This is a genomic window from Aeromonas sp. MTB (assembly GCF_056632455.1).
Genome location: NZ_CP147026.1, coordinates 3,528,106 through 3,545,068, shown reverse-complemented (window position 1 = coordinate 3,545,068; position 16,963 = coordinate 3,528,106). Strand labels below are relative to the sequence as shown.

At 48.6% G+C, this 16,963-nt stretch carries 9 protein-coding genes; 5 read left to right on the top strand and 4 right to left on the bottom strand.

What is annotated here, in order from left to right:
• Nucleotides 1–213 precede the first annotated feature (213 nt).
• Nucleotides 214–1,572: a VapE domain-containing protein gene (locus tag WBR25_RS16080; RefSeq protein ID WP_479748609.1), complete on the top strand. Its 1,359-nt coding sequence runs from the start codon at nt 214–216 to the stop codon at nt 1,570–1,572.
• 603 nt (nt 1,573–2,175) lie between these two features.
• Here WBR25_RS16080 and WBR25_RS16075 read toward each other — a convergent pair.
• The 4 genes from WBR25_RS16075 to WBR25_RS16060 form a co-directional block, all read right to left on the bottom strand.
• Entirely contained in the window at nt 2,176–4,392 is a 2,217-nt protein-coding gene (locus tag WBR25_RS16075; RefSeq protein ID WP_247824043.1) for a DEAD/DEAH box helicase, read from the bottom strand.
• Complete coding sequence (locus WBR25_RS16070; protein WP_075114266.1) at nt 4,364–5,659, bottom strand: ATP-binding protein; 1,296 nt, start codon at nt 5,657–5,659, stop codon at nt 4,364–4,366. The genes WBR25_RS16075 and WBR25_RS16070 overlap by 29 nt, the downstream gene beginning before the upstream one ends.
• Nucleotides 5,652–8,408, bottom strand: a complete 2,757-nt coding sequence (locus tag WBR25_RS16065) for a tellurite resistance TerB family protein (RefSeq protein WP_247824044.1) — start codon at nt 8,406–8,408, stop codon at nt 5,652–5,654. Before WBR25_RS16065 ends, WBR25_RS16070 begins: the two co-directional genes overlap by 8 nt.
• A gap of 439 nt (nt 8,409–8,847) precedes the next feature.
• Nucleotides 8,848–9,984, bottom strand: a complete 1,137-nt coding sequence (locus WBR25_RS16060; protein ID WP_201952326.1) for a Fic family protein — start codon at nt 9,982–9,984, stop codon at nt 8,848–8,850.
• A 720-nt stretch (nt 9,985–10,704) separates the two neighbouring features.
• Between WBR25_RS16060 and WBR25_RS16055 the strand changes: the two genes are divergently transcribed.
• From WBR25_RS16055 to WBR25_RS16040, 4 genes are all read left to right on the top strand, one after another.
• The gene (locus WBR25_RS16055; protein ID WP_201952323.1) at nt 10,705–11,715 is read left to right on the top strand and encodes a substrate-binding domain-containing protein; all 1,011 of its coding nucleotides are present in this window, start codon (nt 10,705–10,707) and stop codon (nt 11,713–11,715) included.
• Between the two features lie 91 nt (nt 11,716–11,806).
• Nucleotides 11,807–13,933, top strand: coding sequence for an alpha-galactosidase (locus tag WBR25_RS16050; RefSeq protein WP_201952320.1), 2,127 nt, complete (start codon nt 11,807–11,809; stop codon nt 13,931–13,933).
• A 54-nt stretch (nt 13,934–13,987) separates the two neighbouring features.
• Nucleotides 13,988–15,265, top strand: a complete 1,278-nt coding sequence (locus WBR25_RS16045) for an MFS transporter (protein WP_201952317.1) — start codon at nt 13,988–13,990, stop codon at nt 15,263–15,265.
• Entirely contained in the window at nt 15,262–16,692 is a 1,431-nt protein-coding gene (locus WBR25_RS16040; protein WP_201952314.1) for a glycoside hydrolase family 32 protein, read from the top strand. Before WBR25_RS16045 ends, WBR25_RS16040 begins: the two co-directional genes overlap by 4 nt.
• Nucleotides 16,693–16,963: the final 271 nt, after the last annotated feature.

Here is a 16,963-nt window from a genome sequence, read left to right as displayed (position 1 = left end):
GCACTATACTCGTATGGTCGTTACAAGTGACATTGTACACGAAGCACAGTTTAAGCATGTCTGGTCTCATAGGAATAAACTAAAGGTAAAGCATCTTTTGATATTTCACACGCGATTTATAACAGGCTGATTTTGGTTATAATTAAAATTAAATCCAAGTGGTAATGCATATTATATATAAAAAACAGGCCTATAAGGCCGAGGATAATAACAATGAGACAAAGAAATGAAACAATATTTGAGTGTGAACTCCTGACGTACGACCAGCAAGATCAGAAAAATAATGAGCAGCAGGACAAAAATGTAGTTTTCGCGAAAGTCATGGACAAAAGCGAGCAATTGACGTTGCCGGACCTTTTGCCAAATAGCCGACCGATGAGGACCAGCCGTAATCTGCATGCTATTATTTTACACAATAACTGGATCCCGCGTTTCAACCAGATGACGGCTGAACCAGAGGTCGCTAATTCTGATAATCAGCGCCTAGGTCTCTCTGATGCAGGTCAGCGATCTGCGCTGGTTGATGCCTGCCAGCATGCACATCTGTCAGACAGGGCAATTGATGATCATTTGACCGCGATTTGTGAACAGCATAGTTATCATCCTGTACGTAGTTGGCTGGAGAACGGGATGCCGTGGGATGGTCAATTACGAGTGGATAAGGTGATAGCCACCCTAGGTGCGGTCAACCCAGGTTATGCCGCTCAGGTAATAAATCCATGGTTGATTGGATGTGTTGCTGCATTATATGAACCCAATTGGATATCAAAATTGGTTCCGGTCCTCGCGGGTGGCCAATCATTCAAAAAATCTGCATGGATACGCCATATTGCCACTGTGGTACCTGGGTCAACACTGGATTGCTCCATCAATCCCGATGTGCCTGATGATGTGAGACGCGCAGTTTCCGCGTGGGTGGTAGAATTGGCCGAACTTGAGAGTACCACCAGGCATGAGGCTGGCAGCCTGAAAGCGTTTTTAACGAGAGATCATGACCGTTTTCGAGTGCCGTATGGGCGTAATTTCACTGTTAAGCGGCGTCAAACTAGTTTTATTGGCACGGTTAACGGCACTGGTTTCCTGAAAGATGCTACTGGGAGTTCGCGGTTTGCGGTGATCGAGTTGGCGTCACCAGCAAATATGGATGTTCTTAATGAAATTCTTGGTTGGAGTTGGGATGAGGGGCGAGTGCGTCACACCGAACCCGAGAAATTACGTCAGTTTTGGTTGGAGGTAAAGGCAAAATATGATGATGGGGGCTCTTGGTATCTGGATGAAACGACAGTCATTCAAGCTGCGTCTGTAAACGATGCTCACACTGATAAGGGGGCTTGGTACGATATTATTTGCCATAATTATCTGTCAGGGGAATATAATGATACTAAATGGGTTGTTGCGAGTGAATTGTGCAAGCTACATGGAGAGAAGGTCAATATGGCAACATCTTGTGGTAAGGCACTCAGGATGCTTGCGAGCGAGGGGAAAATAAAGAGCAAGAAAGGCCGATCTAATCAAACTCTATACTGTTTGCCAGTGATTGGAACAAATAGGATAGATAAAGTAATAAAGTAATAAAGTAATAAAGTAATAAAGTAATAAAGTAATAAAGTAATAAAGTAATAAAGTAATAAAGTAATAAAGTAATAAAGTAATAAAGTAATAAAGTAAAAAAACACCCGCCACTGAGTCGGGTGTTTTTATCAAAAGATGCGACTAATGGTTAATGTATTATATTCTGGTTAAGTGAGCATTATGATGTTGCTAACCATCCGTAAGCCACATTATTACTGATTGAGTGATAGTTATGGTTAGGTGGTTAAGTAATTTCAATGAAAATAATATTGTGAGGTATGGATGAGTATAATTCAACGCTGTCAATATACTTATCGCTTTATAGCGAACCTAATTAACCATCTAACCATTAGCGAAAATAAACCTACGAATGTGGGGTTTAGGTTGATTAGGTGGCTTAAACAATGATTAACCAATTATTTTTAATTGCCGTTATTCAACGGCAAACGATCCACAGTCACACCGCTGGCATATTCTGGTTAACATGCAACACCTGAAGTGACAAGGCTCATCGACGATGTGTGCTCCATGTCACCTGTAGAAGCGGTACGAGTACAGTGATCTACTATTCGGAATAGCTATTTAGCCAGTTTAGTAGAAAAATTATTTTCCATGCATGAGTATGACCTTCTTACATATTCCTAATGCACCTTCCAGATCCAACCTAAGTGAGGAGAATGACTTACGCAAAATTCTATCAGGAAGTGCCCAATCCCACTTTTCTCGATTTAAGTTTCGGACTCCGTCCAGTAGGTCTGTCGATAGTACATGTGAGTCTTTAATGCTGACGATAACATTCAGCATTTTTTCTTTGCTGCAATTAATTAAGATATAAATGCCTTCATTAACAGCATCAATATCATTTTTTTGCATCAACAGAACAAACGCATCATGTGCAATATCACTGGACCACGGGAACAGCTGTACGGAATTATCGCCCAATTCAATCAATGTAGTCGAGTCAAGGTCAAAGCGTTTAAAGTTTTCTCTTGCTTCGGACAGTAGCTCTTTTGCTCTGGTATCAAGAAATGGAACATCAAAGCCACCAGCAAGCACATTGCGCATTTCAACCCTGACTATTTCGTGAACAGTGGCCAAGCAGTTATCGAAGACAGGAGGAGTCCCTCCTTTTGAGGGGGCCACAAGTATAAATTTCTTTTCTTCATTCACTTCGAGAACTTGCCAGCGGCGACCGGCAAAAATGATCTTCTGGCCTGTAATCAGAGGCCTGCTTATCGGGATCAACCCAACCTGAGTAGAGGCGCAGATCAGCCGGTATTCCTCATCACTGACAAATGATGCGTAGAATTCGTGATTGTTAACGAGTTTTTCGCCTACTTCACCGTGCAGCAGCAAACCTGATGAGTCCTGTTGTATCAATTTCAAGCGGCCCATCTGCTTGAGAAGCCCAATAAAGTCATCAGGTGTGAATCCTTCAAAAGGCGCACCAGGGGAGAGCAGACTATGCCAAAGGTCTCTGGCCATGATGCCGCCGCGCTCACTGATAACAGAAAGGATCTGTTGAACTAGAGTTGAGGCGTGCAAGCCACCAGCAAGGGGAGGCTCAAACCAACCACCGATCAGTAGCCTGACCATGGCGATAGTTTGGATCAGGTCCTCACGTAGTGAATCTGAGATACTTGTATTGGGGGAGAGTTCGCGCTCGATGATGTAGCCGCGAAGGATTGCGGACTCTCCCTTACGGCGTCCGGACCTACCAAGACGTTGCCGCAATGAAGACACCGCAGGTGGTCGACCGATTTGGCAAATACTTTTAACGGAGCCAATGTCGATCCCGAGCTCCAACGTACTGGTGCAAATCGCTGTCGCTGGCACATCACCCGACTTCAAAGCCTGTTCCGTTTCTTCACGATATGTTTTCGACAAACTGCCGTGGTGTGCCCAGAACTGGTTTGGGACCTTATCTTGTTCGCAAAGGCGACGTAAACGGTCTGTGTACTTTTCAACGTTCGATCTGGAGTTGGGAAATACCAGGTTGTTTGACCCGCGGAGTACACGATACAAGTCGTTACTGATGGCTACATAGGGAGATGTTGGGTCGTCTTCATCTCGTTCTTCGTCTGGTTCCGTTTTACCTTCGAGATAGCCTTTGATGAGGACCTTTAGCTCCTGGCCACCATCCTTTGACTCGATGAGCTGGACGCTATCAGGTAGGGAAGGGCGCAAGAATTTTGCCGCGAGCGACATATCCCCGAGAGTAGCAGAGAGCCCAACGCGGGGGACCTGACGACCGATGGCCAGCTCAACACGATGCATCAGGGATTGGATCTGTTTTCCTCGCTCAAAGCCGATGAAGGCATGCAGCTCATCAATCACGATGTACTTGATGTTGGCCATCATCCCAGGGATGGATGACCCCCGATTCACAAAGAGGGCCTCCAGGGATTCAGGGGTGATCAACAACACCCCATTGGGACTCTTCAAGAACTTCTGCTTCTTGCTGTAGGCGATATCACCATGCCAGCCAGTAACAGGGATCTCCAACGAGTCACAGAGCTCGTTGAGCCGTCCCCATTGATCATTGATCAGCGCTTTGAGAGGACTGATGTATAGAACCGTAGCGGGCTCGGGGCTGTTCAGTAGCACCGTGAATATCGGCAAGAAGGCAGCTTCAGTTTTACCCGCAGCAGTGGCAGCAGCGATGATCACGTCTGTATCTGCCCCCAATAATGCCGGTATCGCCCGCTCTTGCGCATCACGAAGAGAGGTCCACCCCTTTTGCCACACCCAGCGCCGGATCCGCTCATCCAGCCGTTCAAAATGTCGGGAGTCAGAGCTGGAACGAGGTGAATTCATCATCGGGCTCCACTGCCAATTCTAACTCCGCTCCCTGATCAGATTTGATGTCAGTAAAGCCAATGAGCTCTTTCCAGTTTGCATCAGGGTTCTGCTCTAGGACGGCCAGCAGGTTCACAAAGGCGGTGATCGTCGTTCTGGGGGTTCTGAAATAGCTTTCCCCCAACCGGCTCTCACAATGGGCCATAAATGCCGGTAACGCTTCGTCTGGCAATGTGTAACGGGTTTCATCACCACAGGCATAGACATGCCGCAACTTCTCAAGGAGAACGTAGAAATCCTCAGGGGTCAGGCTTGAGAGGCGCAGTACTGGCCCTGAGTAATCCACCAGCCCATCCTGAGCAAAGCTGTTCTCGGCCAAACGGGATTGCAGGGCTGAATAGCTGAAGAGGCCGCGTCGGGTGTCCATCAAAAACTCGGGAGTGCCGCCAAGGATGAACCCGAGCCCGACCGACGTCCCTTGCAAGGAGTCATTGAGGATCCGCAGGATTTGTTCGTAGTTGGAGTTGCGAGCCTGGGTGTTGGCAAGCTTATAGAGGTTCACCATCTCATCAAGGCATACCAGCAAGCCTGAATAGCCTGCCAGCTGAACGAAACGGGCCATCAGCTTGAGCTGATCATACATGGTGGCATCATCAACGATGGTCCGGACACCCAGCGCTATGCGGGCATCGGTCTTGGTTGAGAATTCGCCCCGAAGCCATCTGATGGCGTCATGCTTCAGCTGGTCATTTCCATCTTGGAACCCTTTGCAGTAGGCGGCAATCACCTCGGCAAAGTCATAGCCATTGACCATCTCGGCTAGATCTTCCAGCTTCTTCCGGATGACCGCTTCAGGTTGTGAGCCATTCGCCTTGGCTTCATTTTTCGCCTGAGCGATGAACTTCTCCACTACACCCGCAAGTGCACCGCCATCAGGTTTCGTGCGGGTGGACATATTCTTGGCGAGCTCAGAATAGAGGGAACGCGCTTGGCCGCCGCTGGCATGCAGTCGGCGATCGGGATTGAGATCGGCGTGAACGGTAACAAGCTGCTTCTCAAGCGCGATTGCTCGCACAAGGTTGAGAAGGAAGGTTTTACCGGCACCATACTCCCCGACAACGATCCTGAATGATGAACCTGTATCGGCAACGCGATTGATGTCTGTCATGAAGGCGTCAATTTCGTTTTTGCGGCCAACTTGGATGAGATGCTGACCCACCTTGGGCACGACACCCGCTCTTAAGGATTGGATGACGGCGTCACGCTCTTTTGGCCTGATTTTACTCATGAGGAATTTGCTCCAGAAGGTCAGTGTTCAATTCAATGGTGTCATCACCCTCGATCAGCATTTCATCAAAGTGATCGAGCATGGCTTCATTAATTTGTTCAAGTGCACCATCGAGCATCAGGCCCATGGTGTTGGCAAGTGCAGACAAATCATCACGAGCCCATTCCGGACGGGCAAGCAGAGCCCTGAGGAATTGGCTTAGGTCATCATCAAGGCCAAATAGAGAACGAGTGTCCCCAAGGGTTGTCGGCTCGTCCGCTTGATCTGATGACGCTTCTGTCTTGGCCTGTTGTGGCTGGTAGATATCATCATGTTCACCATCATTCTCTGTAAACACGGATGCAAGCATTGCAGTGACTTGAGAGGTCTCCTGTTTGAGCTGTGCCACCCGAGCCATATCCAAACTGGAGGCACTGCCAGTAGCCTTGGTCACGCTGCCAGATTTGCTCGTTGATACGATCCTGGCCTCATTTGAATGGAGGTCTGAGTAGACCTGTTTCACATCCAAAGAGATCAGCTTATACAGCTGCTCCAGTACCTTCACTTTGGCTGGGGTGATCGAGTTGTCAGCTTTCACAAAGGCGACGAGCAGCTTGCCGACTAATGCCTTTTGTTCACCATCCAAGGCATCGATGGCTTTCTTTACGATCGACAGGGTAGGAGGTGCCTGAGTGCCCAGTAGCGCTTTTGCGATCAGTCGAACTGATTGAGAGTGGGTCAGGAAGTTCATTGAACCGATCTGCTCCTTGAGGAAAGCGATCGTGACTTCCGATTTATCTTCGTCGGTATTCAGGACAACACAGGCCAGATCTACAAATGCGGACACAGTATCCACACTGCTCTGATTTTTGTTCAGCGTCTCTTGCGGATTTATCGGATAGATGACAACAGGCTCGTCTCCCTTCGGGCGCTTATTGCTTCCCTCTGGGTGAGGCTCGATGCTCATATGGTGGTGAGCCAAGATGTTAGCCAAACCTTCATACTGCGCTTTATTGAGGCCTCCCGTGCTGTTGATGTTGATACGCGCAGCAAGGTCAGACCAAGGCAGGAGCATGGCATCAACACCAACAACCTCTGCCAGCGTCACGAACGTTTGTTTCATGGCTGTTGGCCAATACTGATATGGCAGATGAAGCAAAGCTTCCAAGGTGTTTTCTGCCCCAACATTTCTCCCTAGATACCGGCTATATGGCTCAAGCAAGGAGGTGCAAAGGTCAACAACCTTACTCAGCTTTTTGATGTATGGCTGCGAGAAGGAGACATCAGATAGATTGGTGACGCAGCGCTCAATGAATTGGCTGACGGCATAAGAAGACGGCGCATAGGAAACCTCGACACGGGATTTGAGCTCTTTCAGTTTGATGCCATCGCCATACTCCCGTTTATAGGTGTCGATGAACATAGCCTTGAAGATATCAAAGCAGCGCTGCGCGGGGGTCCGTAAGGAAATTGTCGGGGTACAGGTCGCCCAGAGCAAAGCCCAATCGGCAGGAACCGGCTTGCCGTCTCTAACCAGTTGCCCGAGGCAGATTTTCAGCGAAATAGGGACGTGGTAGCTGAGCGGATCGGCCTCTTGTGCGGGGAAAAGGTAATATTCCTTGCTGATGTTCTTCGCCATCCCATATTCGAGAAAATTGGTGGCATATCTTGTGAAAGAGGGGTGCGCCGAATAGATGGTCACCAATCTGGCTATTTCGGCAAGAATAAATGGCATCTCTCTTTTGGCTAGCTCGTCTCTTTTGGCATCAATAAAATACCGGCGCTCAAGGCCATAGAAAAAGATGAAAACAAACCCAATTGCGACGTCGGGGTCTTTGCGCCCATTCGCAATCCATTGCAAATATCTTTTCTTGGCGTCGGCAGTGAGATTTTTATAGCTCGGATAATATCCATGCAGAGGAAGATCTGAGGGCGCATCTTTGATGGTAACAAGGGCTTGTGGATCGATAAGTGATGGCTCTTCAAAGAGGCCTCCATCCAGCCTGGTGTTGCCGACATAAAACATACCGCCGCTAATTTTGAGACCAGCAAGAGTGATCTCTTCACCTGGGGACATCCAGCGGCCAACCATGCAGGGCCCCGCAGGCATTAGCTCAGAAGAGGTGAAGAGTACGTTTTGCTCAGAAGGCACAACGGATGGGCTGCGTTCTCTGAATGAAAAAGATATGCTGAACTCGGGCGCGGGTAGTTCCGTATCGTTATCTGTCAGGGACAAAACAGTAAAAACATCGTCATCAAAATCAAGGGAGGCTGGTGGCGCATCAATAGCTGGATCTGGCTTTGTCTTGGCAAAAGAGTTTGCATCCAAGGTCGTGGGCTCAAAAGGGGTTGATACTCCAGAAATCATGAGGTCAGAGGCCGATACCTTGATCAGATCTTCAGTGTTTGGATTCGGTTGTTGGTGTGGTAACGCCTCTGGTTGCATCTTTGTATCCGCGTTGGCTATAGCTTTCGAATGACTGGGGGCATGTGATGGCGTGAAAGCTGCCCTCGGCGGCTCTCGATGCACTGGTGAAGTGTGCTTAGTTGGATGAGGTGTGGCTGTAACTGTTGGTTTTTCTGGTTTGTCGGTGGTTTTTTTGTAACGGTATGTGAAAAAAAGAAATAAAACGCAGAATGCACCCACCCAAAATTGCCAAGGAACCGCTTTAATAGCTTCAATTATCTTGATAGTAATAAAGATGACGATGGCAAGTATAATTAGATAAAAATCTCCAAGTTTCTTTGATGTCCGCCTTTTCCTTGCCATTTATTCTCTCCAAACAGTAATGCTTCAGCTAAGTAAAATCACTAAATTAAATAGCTACCTTAAAGTGTGATGTGCCTAATGATAAAGTTCACGTATACACGAGTAAAGGTTCTATCACCTGAAGATGTTCACTCTGTGAGGATAGATTAGTGATTTCTTACGGGACCCTTAGGATAGCTTGAACAGCAAAATGAGAAGTATTTTCATCATGTGCTCGAGTGATCTTGCAAAATAGAGCGAACTCTGCTTGCTCTTTCGGTGTGATGAATAAAGATGCGGGGCGTTCTTGCCCAAATCGATGCTTCGGGATGGAACTAACTGAGAAGGCGAGAATCCGATCGGCACTCCCCCCCTACAAGTTAGCATTCATGGACAAGGTGCAAGTGTCTGGCTCTATGGGGCAAATCCAGTAATCACCCACCTCATATTATAAATTGGCTTACTTTTCAGGTGTCAATTTGAGCCGATATCGTGTGTTTCTGCCTCCACCAGGCTCTTTTTCTAGGCAGTTTTTTTCCAGTAGATCAGTAAGATGGCGCGTGGCTGTAGATTTGCTCACCTGAGCAATAATTTGATACTGACTGGCACTAATGCTCTGCAAACAGCGATCATCATCACTGCCTATCAAATAGTTCAGGATCATTACCTGTTCAGGGCACAATTGGTCATTAGCGTGTTGCTGCCAGAAACGTTGCCGGGCCAGAGTTTGGGTGCATGATTGTTGTGCCTGTTCCAGCGTGACGTTGAGTGTGTCCAAAAACCAAACCAGCCAAGGGGTGATATCCAGACCACCTCTCTGGGTCTGCTCCAGAGCGCGATAGTAATCAGCTCGACGCTCAAAAATCACTGTCGAAATTGCATACAGACTGATGCTCTGGTTGTCGGCCTGAGAGAGTGCAAGATCGGTGAGGGCTCGGCTAATCCGTCCGTTACCGTCATCAAACGGATGTAACGTGACAAACCAGAGCTGACAGATGGCGGCTCGCAGTAATGGATCTAGGCAGGGATCATCGAAACTGGTATTGAACCAGTCGATGAAAGTGGCCAATGCCTGCCCTAGTCCCTCACGTGGTGGGGCTTCGAAATGCACGATGAGTCGATCACGTGCTCCGGATATCACCTGCATCGGCTCATCACCACGCAGCTGGCCAACGCGTATCTGATGCGATCTCCGGTCATCTGCGGGAAAAAGCCAGCGATGCCATTGCAGCAGGCGTTCAAGCGTCAACTGCTCATCGCTGCTAATTGCATCCACAATCATGGCGGCCAGCCCCTCGGATCTAACTGAGGTAGGGTAGGGTGACTGCTCCACTATCCCGAGGCGACATGCCAGAGATGCACGTAACGACTGCGCGTTCAGTTGCTGATTCTCGATGGCCGAGGACGCGACGATATTGGCCAGCAGCGTATCTAGGGCATGTGTCTGATGCGCCAGTGTTGTGCTGTGAGCTGACAAATGAAGGCCCTGGAGTAGTCCCAGATTGCGGTGTGCCAGACGTAGTCGTGGAAGTAATAGCCTCTCTTGCCAGCAAAAATGTGGCCAGTCCTCATGTTGCCAGATCCAGTCTACTGTCATCGATAATCTCGTTAATTCTGCGTCGCGGGCAAGCAGTGCAATGCCACAAATGAGCCGAATTGACACCTTATTCGGCTCACGGTATGAACCGATAATAGCCCTCATTCGGCTCATTCCACAACTCACAGCGCTGATTGACAACTGGCTGGGAACACTATTGATAGGCCAGGATTGCTTGACCAATTCCGTAAAACAGTTACCTCTGCGGTGACTGGTTTATGGCATCGGATCTCGGCTTGTAAAGACTTACTCTTCGTGCAGTTATTCAGCAGGGACAGCCTACTGCTTGATCCATGCATGCATGCAGGCTGTGGTTGGATACCCCGGTTTATCGTGCAACGGTAGTCACCGACCACACGTACTCTATGACTTGTTTAATCGCTTCGATTCTGATTGTTTCCGGATAAGGCTGGCAGATCATACATCACCAATAGTTGCCTCATTCAAGGCTGTGAGGTTTTTAAAGTACTGGGGGCGATTCAGGGATACCTCCACTGATACCGGTAAACTCCGCTAACATCGGTGCAATATGGTAGAGTGGTATCTCGAATTGCTAATGAAGTTTCTCGGATTTTCAATTAGATATGAATTATAGGTGAGAGTTTTTCCAGCCTTTACCAAGCTAGCTTTCTGTCTTCACTACCCACGGAAACTATGGCGTGACAAGAACGAACATCTGAGAACACAGCCAAGAGCGATTAGTTAACAGCAGGAGAAGATATGTCACTTAAGGCTATTGCTGCCGAACTCGGAATTTCTGTCACCACTGTCAGCCGAGCGCTTGGTGGGTTTTCTGATGTCTCGGCAGAGACCCGTATGCGTGTGGAGATGGAGGCACAACGTCGGGGTTACCGTCCAAACACCCAAGCAAGACGACTTAAAACTGGGAAAATTGATGCGGTTGGCTTTGTGTTTCCTGAACATGCCGTACCATTTAACAGCAGTGTGTTCATGGATATGGTCAGTTGTATAAGCCGTGAACTGGCCAAGCATGATATCGACTTACTGCTGATAGCTGATGATGAGGGGGCTGACAGTCACAGCTATATGCGTTTGGTCAAAAGCCGCCGGGTTGATGCTCTGATTGTGGCTCACACGTTGGACAACGATCCGCGCCTGATACACCTTCTTGAGGCTGGCATACCGTTTCTGGCTCTCGGAAAAGTGTTGTCCGGTCTTCCCTGTGCTTGGTTTGACTTTGATAACCATGCGGGCACGTGGCATGCCACGCAGCATCTCATTGCACTTGGGCATCAGCGAATTGCATTACTTAGTGAGGATAGTTCCCGGGCCTATGTCATGGCTCGACGCCAAGGTTGGCGAGATGCCCTAAGTCTACATAGCTTGCCTGAGACTTGGCTACGTTTAATTACCCCTACACGACGCGCTGGTTACCAAGCTGTGAACGAGCTAATGTCACTTCCACTTCCCCCTACCGCCATTATTACCGATAGCGACTTGAGTGGTGACGGTGCAGCCATATCGCTGTTGCTTTCTGACCATCTATATGGAGAGCATGCAGTCTCTCTAGTTGTCTACGACGGTTTGCCACAGGACAGTATCATAGAATTGGATGTGGCAGCCGTTCTTCAGTCAACAAGAGAGCGTGTCGGCCGTCAGGTTGCTGACATGATACGTAAACTCATCACAGATGTTTCTCCGGAAACGCTGCAAGTGCTCTGGCAGCCGGATTTTAATCCGGGTAAAACAGCCCTTCCCCCTTCGTCTTAGTTTTAACCAGATCACACATCCGAAACGTTTTGGTTGATGGCCGAAACGTTTCGGATCAACAGTAGGACATACTCGAAAACGGAGATGTCTTATGGAACCGACGTACCGCAGGCTGAGCAGCCCCCACTCAAACCTGATTATTAAAACTCACCCTTATGCCGAGATAGTTTGGTGGGGATCCGCTCTGCAACACTTTAATCCAGATGACTGTATTAGCCTCGAAAGACCGGTTGCGAATGGTCGTCTAGATATAGACACGCCGTTGACCTTAATGGCTGAGAACGGACTAGGACTTTTTGGCTCTCCAGGGCTGGAGGGACACCGAAATGGTCTCGATGCATCGCCAGTGTTCAGAACCGTCAGAGTCGAGCAGATCGGAGAAGTACTCACTCTGACGAGTGAGGATTCGGTGGCGGGCCTACGGATGGTGAGTGAGTTGATACTGACATCTTCAGGCGTACTGAAAATGCGGCATGCCCTAACGAACCTCCGTGAAGGGGATTGGCAGGTTAATCGTTTCGCGATCACTTTACCTGTGGCTGAGCGAGCGGGAGAAGTGATGGCCTTTCATGGACGCTGGACACGCGAGTTTCAACCGCACCGGGTCCGACTAACACATGATGGTTTTGTCTTAGAAAACCGCCGGGGCAGAACGTCCCATGAGCATTTTCCAGCGCTGATTGCAGGTACTCCTGGCTTTTCTGAACAGCAAGGTGAGGTGTGGGCTGCACATCTGGGCTGGAGCGGAAACCATCGCATGAAATGTGAGGTCAAAACTGACGGGCGACGTTACCTTCAGGCGGAAGCCTTATGGATGCCTGGAGAGAAAGCACTTAAGCAGGATGAAACCCTGTATACCCCTTGGTTGTACGCCTGCCATTCCCCTGATGGTCTCAACGGCATGAGCCAGCAATATCACCGTTTTTTGCGTGATGAAATCATTCACTTCCCTGATCAGAAACCTCGTCTGGTGCACCTCAACACTTGGGAAGGTATTTATTTTGACCACAACCCTGACTACATCGCGCAGATGGCTGAGCGCGCAGCAGCACTTGGTGTCGAGCGATTCATTATCGACGATGGCTGGTTCAAAGGGCGCAATGATGATCATGCAGCCCTAGGTGACTGGTATCTAGATGAACAGAAATATCCAGATGGGCTAATGCCAGTGATTAATCATGTGAAATCTCTTGGCATGGAGTTTGGAATTTGGCTAGAACCCGAAATGATCAATCCAGACTCTGACCTCTTTCGCCTGCATCCCGATTGGGTGCTATCAATGCCGGGCTATACACAACCAACCGGAAGACACCAGTACGTTCTCAACCTGAATATTCCCGAAGCTTTTACATACATTTATGAACGTTTTTTATGGCTACTGGGCGAACACCCTGTTGACTATGTGAAGTGGGACATGAACCGTGAACTTGTCCAAGCGGGGCATGAAGGTCGTGCAGCGGTGGACTCACAGACCAGACAGTTTTACCGGCTATTGGAGCTTTTGAGAAAACGTTTCCCTCGAGTTGAGTTTGAATCCTGTGCTTCTGGTGGCGGGCGTATCGACTTTGAGGTGCTTGCTCGCACACATCGTTTTTGGGCTTCTGATAACAATGATGCCTTAGAGAGATGCACCATACAGCGTGGGATGAGTTACTTCTTCCCTCCGGAGGTTATGGGAGCACACATTGGTAGCCATCGTTGCCATGCCACCTTCCGGCAACACAGCATTGCTTTTCGCGGCTTGACGGCTCTTTTTGGGCATATGGGCCTAGAGCTGGACCCGGTGACAGCAAGTGAAGACGAATCTGCTGGTTACTGTCGATATGCTGCGCTCTACAAAAAATGGCGTCAGCTTATTCACACCGGCACGTTGTGGCGGGTTGATATGCCAGACGTTGCAACTCAGGTTCAAGGCGTCGTGAGCTCAGATCAAACGCAGGCGCTTTTTCTCGTGAGTCAGCTCGCGATGCCTGATAACACCTTACCGGGAACCCTGCGTATCCCGGGGTTGGAAGCGCAGGCCCGTTATCGCCTCCACGTTGTTGATCATCCCGATCTTCAACTGGTTGGTGAGGGGGGGCATACCATGCGTAGGTTGCCAGAATGGATGTGCCAGAACACCGAGGTCTGCGGAGAATGGCTAGCACTGGCTGGTATTCAGCTTCCCATACTGGATCCGGAAAGCGCCATGCTAATAGCTCTTGAGCGTTTGGCATAATAAGACCTGGGCCGGTCTCGGCCCTTTCTATTCTATCCCGAGAGGATAAAAATAATGAATGCGCCTAGTACTCATAAGAAAAAGGATTTCTGGATTTTCGGCCTGTTCTTTTTTCTCTACTTTTTCATTATGGCAACCTGTTTTCCATTTCTACCTGTTTGGTTGTCTGACGTTGTTGGATTAAGTAAAACAGATACCGGAATTGTTTTTTCATGCTTGTCATTGTTTGCAATTAGTTTCCAGCCTCTGCTGGGGATTATCTCAGATCGTCTTGGCCTAAAAAAACATCTGATGTGGCTCATTAGCCTGCTTCTGGTACTGTTCGCCCCTTTCTTTCTGTACGTGTTTGCTCCGCTCTTGCGGTTTAGCATCTGGGCTGGAGCTCTGAGTGGTGGATTATATATCGGCTTTGTTTTTTCAGCTGGGGCCGGTGCCATTGAGGCGTATATTGAACGTGTCAGCCGCAGCAGCGGGTTTGAATACGGTAAGGCTAGGATGTTCGGTTGTCTAGGATGGGCTCTCTGTGCCACCACGGCAGGACTACTCTTCAACATTGATCCATCCCTGGTGTTCTGGATGGGTTCAGGCTGCGCGTTATTGCTGGTTCTTTTATTGGCGTTGGCGCGTCCAGGAACCAGTCAGACGGCGATGGTCATGAATGCGTTGGGCGCGAACTCCCCCGTGATTTCCGGAAAAATGGTATTTAGTTTATTTCGTATGCGTCAGATGTGGATGTTTATGCTCTACATGATTGGAGTTGCCTGCGTTTATGACGTTTTTGACCAGCAGTTTGCTACATTCTTCCGATCCTTTTTTGATACACCAGAGGAGGGGATTAGAGCATTTGGTTTTGCCACTACGGCTGGCGAGATTTGCAATGCCATCATTATGTTCTGTTCTCCTTGGGTGATTAACCGCATCGGTGCTAAAAACACGTTGATTGTTGCTGGACTGATTATGGCTATCCGCATCACTGGGTCGGCCTTTGCTACTACAGCAACTGAAGTAGTTATCCTGAAAATGCTACATGCTCTAGAAGTGCCATTCCTATTGGTCGGCGCGTTCAAGTATATCTCAGGTGTTTTTGATATCCGGCTATCAGCATCTATTTATCTGATCGGCTTTCAATTCTCAAAACAATTGGCAGCGATATTCCTCTCAATCTTTGCAGGTCACCTGTATGACAGTATTGGATTCCAGAGCACCTATCTGGTACTGGGTGGAATCGTCTTGGCTGTTACCGTCATATCTATATTCACCCTGAGTAATTCCCGCAAATCGGTAACTTCTTCAACAGAACCTACAATAGAACTTAAGGAGGTCCGCGTATGAAACAACGTATTGCGACTGCACACTCTGCACTTGATTCACTCCTTAGTCATCGCGGTGTTACTTGGTATCCATCATTTCATTTGGCTCCTCCAGCCGGGTGGATGAATGACCCGAACGGGCTTATATATTTTGGTGGACGCTATCATGCGTTTTATCAGCACCACCCTGCAAGCGAGCATCAAGGATCTATGCACTGGGGACATGCCACCAGTAAAGATATGCTGCACTGGCAACACGAACAGATTGCACTGGCTCCAAGTGAAGAATATGACAGAGATGGGTGTTTCTCTGGTTGTGCTGTGGACGATAATGGAGAGTTGTCGCTGGTCTACACTGGCCATGTCTGTCTGGAAGAGCGAGGGGATGACAGTCTTATCCGTGAGGTGCAGTGTTTAGCTACTAGTCGTGACGGAATTAATTTTGAAAAACAGGGATGTGTGCTGACCCCACCGGAAGGAATCATGCATTTTCGTGATCCGAAGGTCTGGCGGGAGAATGGATTTTGGTGGATGGTTATTGGCGCACGAGATGCTTCTGATACCGGTCAGGTACTTCTATATCGCGGTACGTCACTGCGGGACTGGCATCTGGAACGGGTACTAGCGCACTCGGCCTCTGGGTCAAGCTATATGTGGGAATGCCCGGACTTCTTCCACTGTGGCGACCACCACTGGCTAATGTTCTCTCCACAGGGGATGAAAGAGGAAAAATTCCGATTTCGCAACCGTTTTCAGAGTGGTGTGTTGCCTGGTCACTGGCAACCTGGAACTGCATTTGCCGTAACCGGTGAATTCGAAGAACTTGACCACGGGCATGATTTTTATGCTCCGCAATCTTTTGTCGCTGATGACGGCAGACGAATCATAATGGCTTGGATGAACATGTGGGAGTCCCCAATGCCTACCAAGCGCGAAGCGTGGGCGGGCTGTTTGACACTACCGAGAGAGCTTTATGAACGCAATGGGCGTTTGTGCCAGCGTCCTGTCAAAGAAGTTCAGTCTCTTCGTAAAGCCCGCCAGCCGCTACTATTTGAGAAGCTTAGCGGTACACATTTGCTCACTGAAGATGCGAATGCTGTAGAGCTTGAACTGACTTGGCATACCGGCGACAGTCAAGCAGAACACTATGGAATCCGTTTGGGGGAAGGGCTCCGGCTCTATGTAGATAACCAAGCTGGACGGTTGGTACTCTGGCGTTATTACCCGGATGAGGGACTGGATGGTTATCGCAGCATTGCTCTGCCTGATGGGGTTCATCTGACACTTCGTGTTTTCCTGGATCTCTCGTCTGTGGAGGTATTTGTTAACGATGGGGATGCGACCTTGTCCAGTCGTATTTACCCGCAGCCAGGAAAGCGCCAGTTGTCGCTGTATTCAGCGCATGGAGAAACTGTATTGATGGGCGGCTCTCTGTGGACGTTGGCTTGAAAAATGGTACTGCTGCTAAAAGCGGCAGTATATTTGGTTCAATAATGCTGAAATAGTTAGTTTGATGAGCCAAATATAAATGTCGTGAGCAGATTTATATCAAAATCGAGAGAAATATTCAGGTGCAGCAGTGGGTTACTGATTTGTGCCGTAGAGAGTGACTGTTTTTAAACATATAGATATGGCTCATTCCTTAAACCTAAAATGTAAACAATGGCCCATCATCTCATTCTCGTGGAGCAAGGACAGAATGATAGTTCTGTACAGGTCA

Excerpts from the sequence above, each read along its gene's own strand:
- WBR25_RS16080 (WP_479748609.1), top strand. The coding sequence starts at position 214 with ATGAGACAAAGAAATGAAACAATATTTGAGTGTGAACTCCTGACGTAC.
- WBR25_RS16075 (WP_247824043.1), bottom strand. The coding sequence starts at position 4,392 with ATGATGAATTCACCTCGTTCCAGCTCTGACTCCCGACATTTTGAACGG.
- WBR25_RS16070 (WP_075114266.1), bottom strand. The coding sequence starts at position 5,659 with ATGAGTAAAATCAGGCCAAAAGAGCGTGACGCCGTCATCCAATCCTTA.
- WBR25_RS16065 (WP_247824044.1), bottom strand. The coding sequence starts at position 8,408 with ATGGCAAGGAAAAGGCGGACATCAAAGAAACTTGGAGATTTTTATCTA.
- WBR25_RS16060 (WP_201952326.1), bottom strand. The coding sequence starts at position 9,984 with ATGACAGTAGACTGGATCTGGCAACATGAGGACTGGCCACATTTTTGC.
- WBR25_RS16055 (WP_201952323.1), top strand. The coding sequence starts at position 10,705 with ATGTCACTTAAGGCTATTGCTGCCGAACTCGGAATTTCTGTCACCACT.
- WBR25_RS16050 (WP_201952320.1), top strand. The coding sequence starts at position 11,807 with ATGGAACCGACGTACCGCAGGCTGAGCAGCCCCCACTCAAACCTGATT.
- WBR25_RS16045 (WP_201952317.1), top strand. The coding sequence starts at position 13,988 with ATGAATGCGCCTAGTACTCATAAGAAAAAGGATTTCTGGATTTTCGGC.
- WBR25_RS16040 (WP_201952314.1), top strand. The coding sequence starts at position 15,262 with ATGAAACAACGTATTGCGACTGCACACTCTGCACTTGATTCACTCCTT.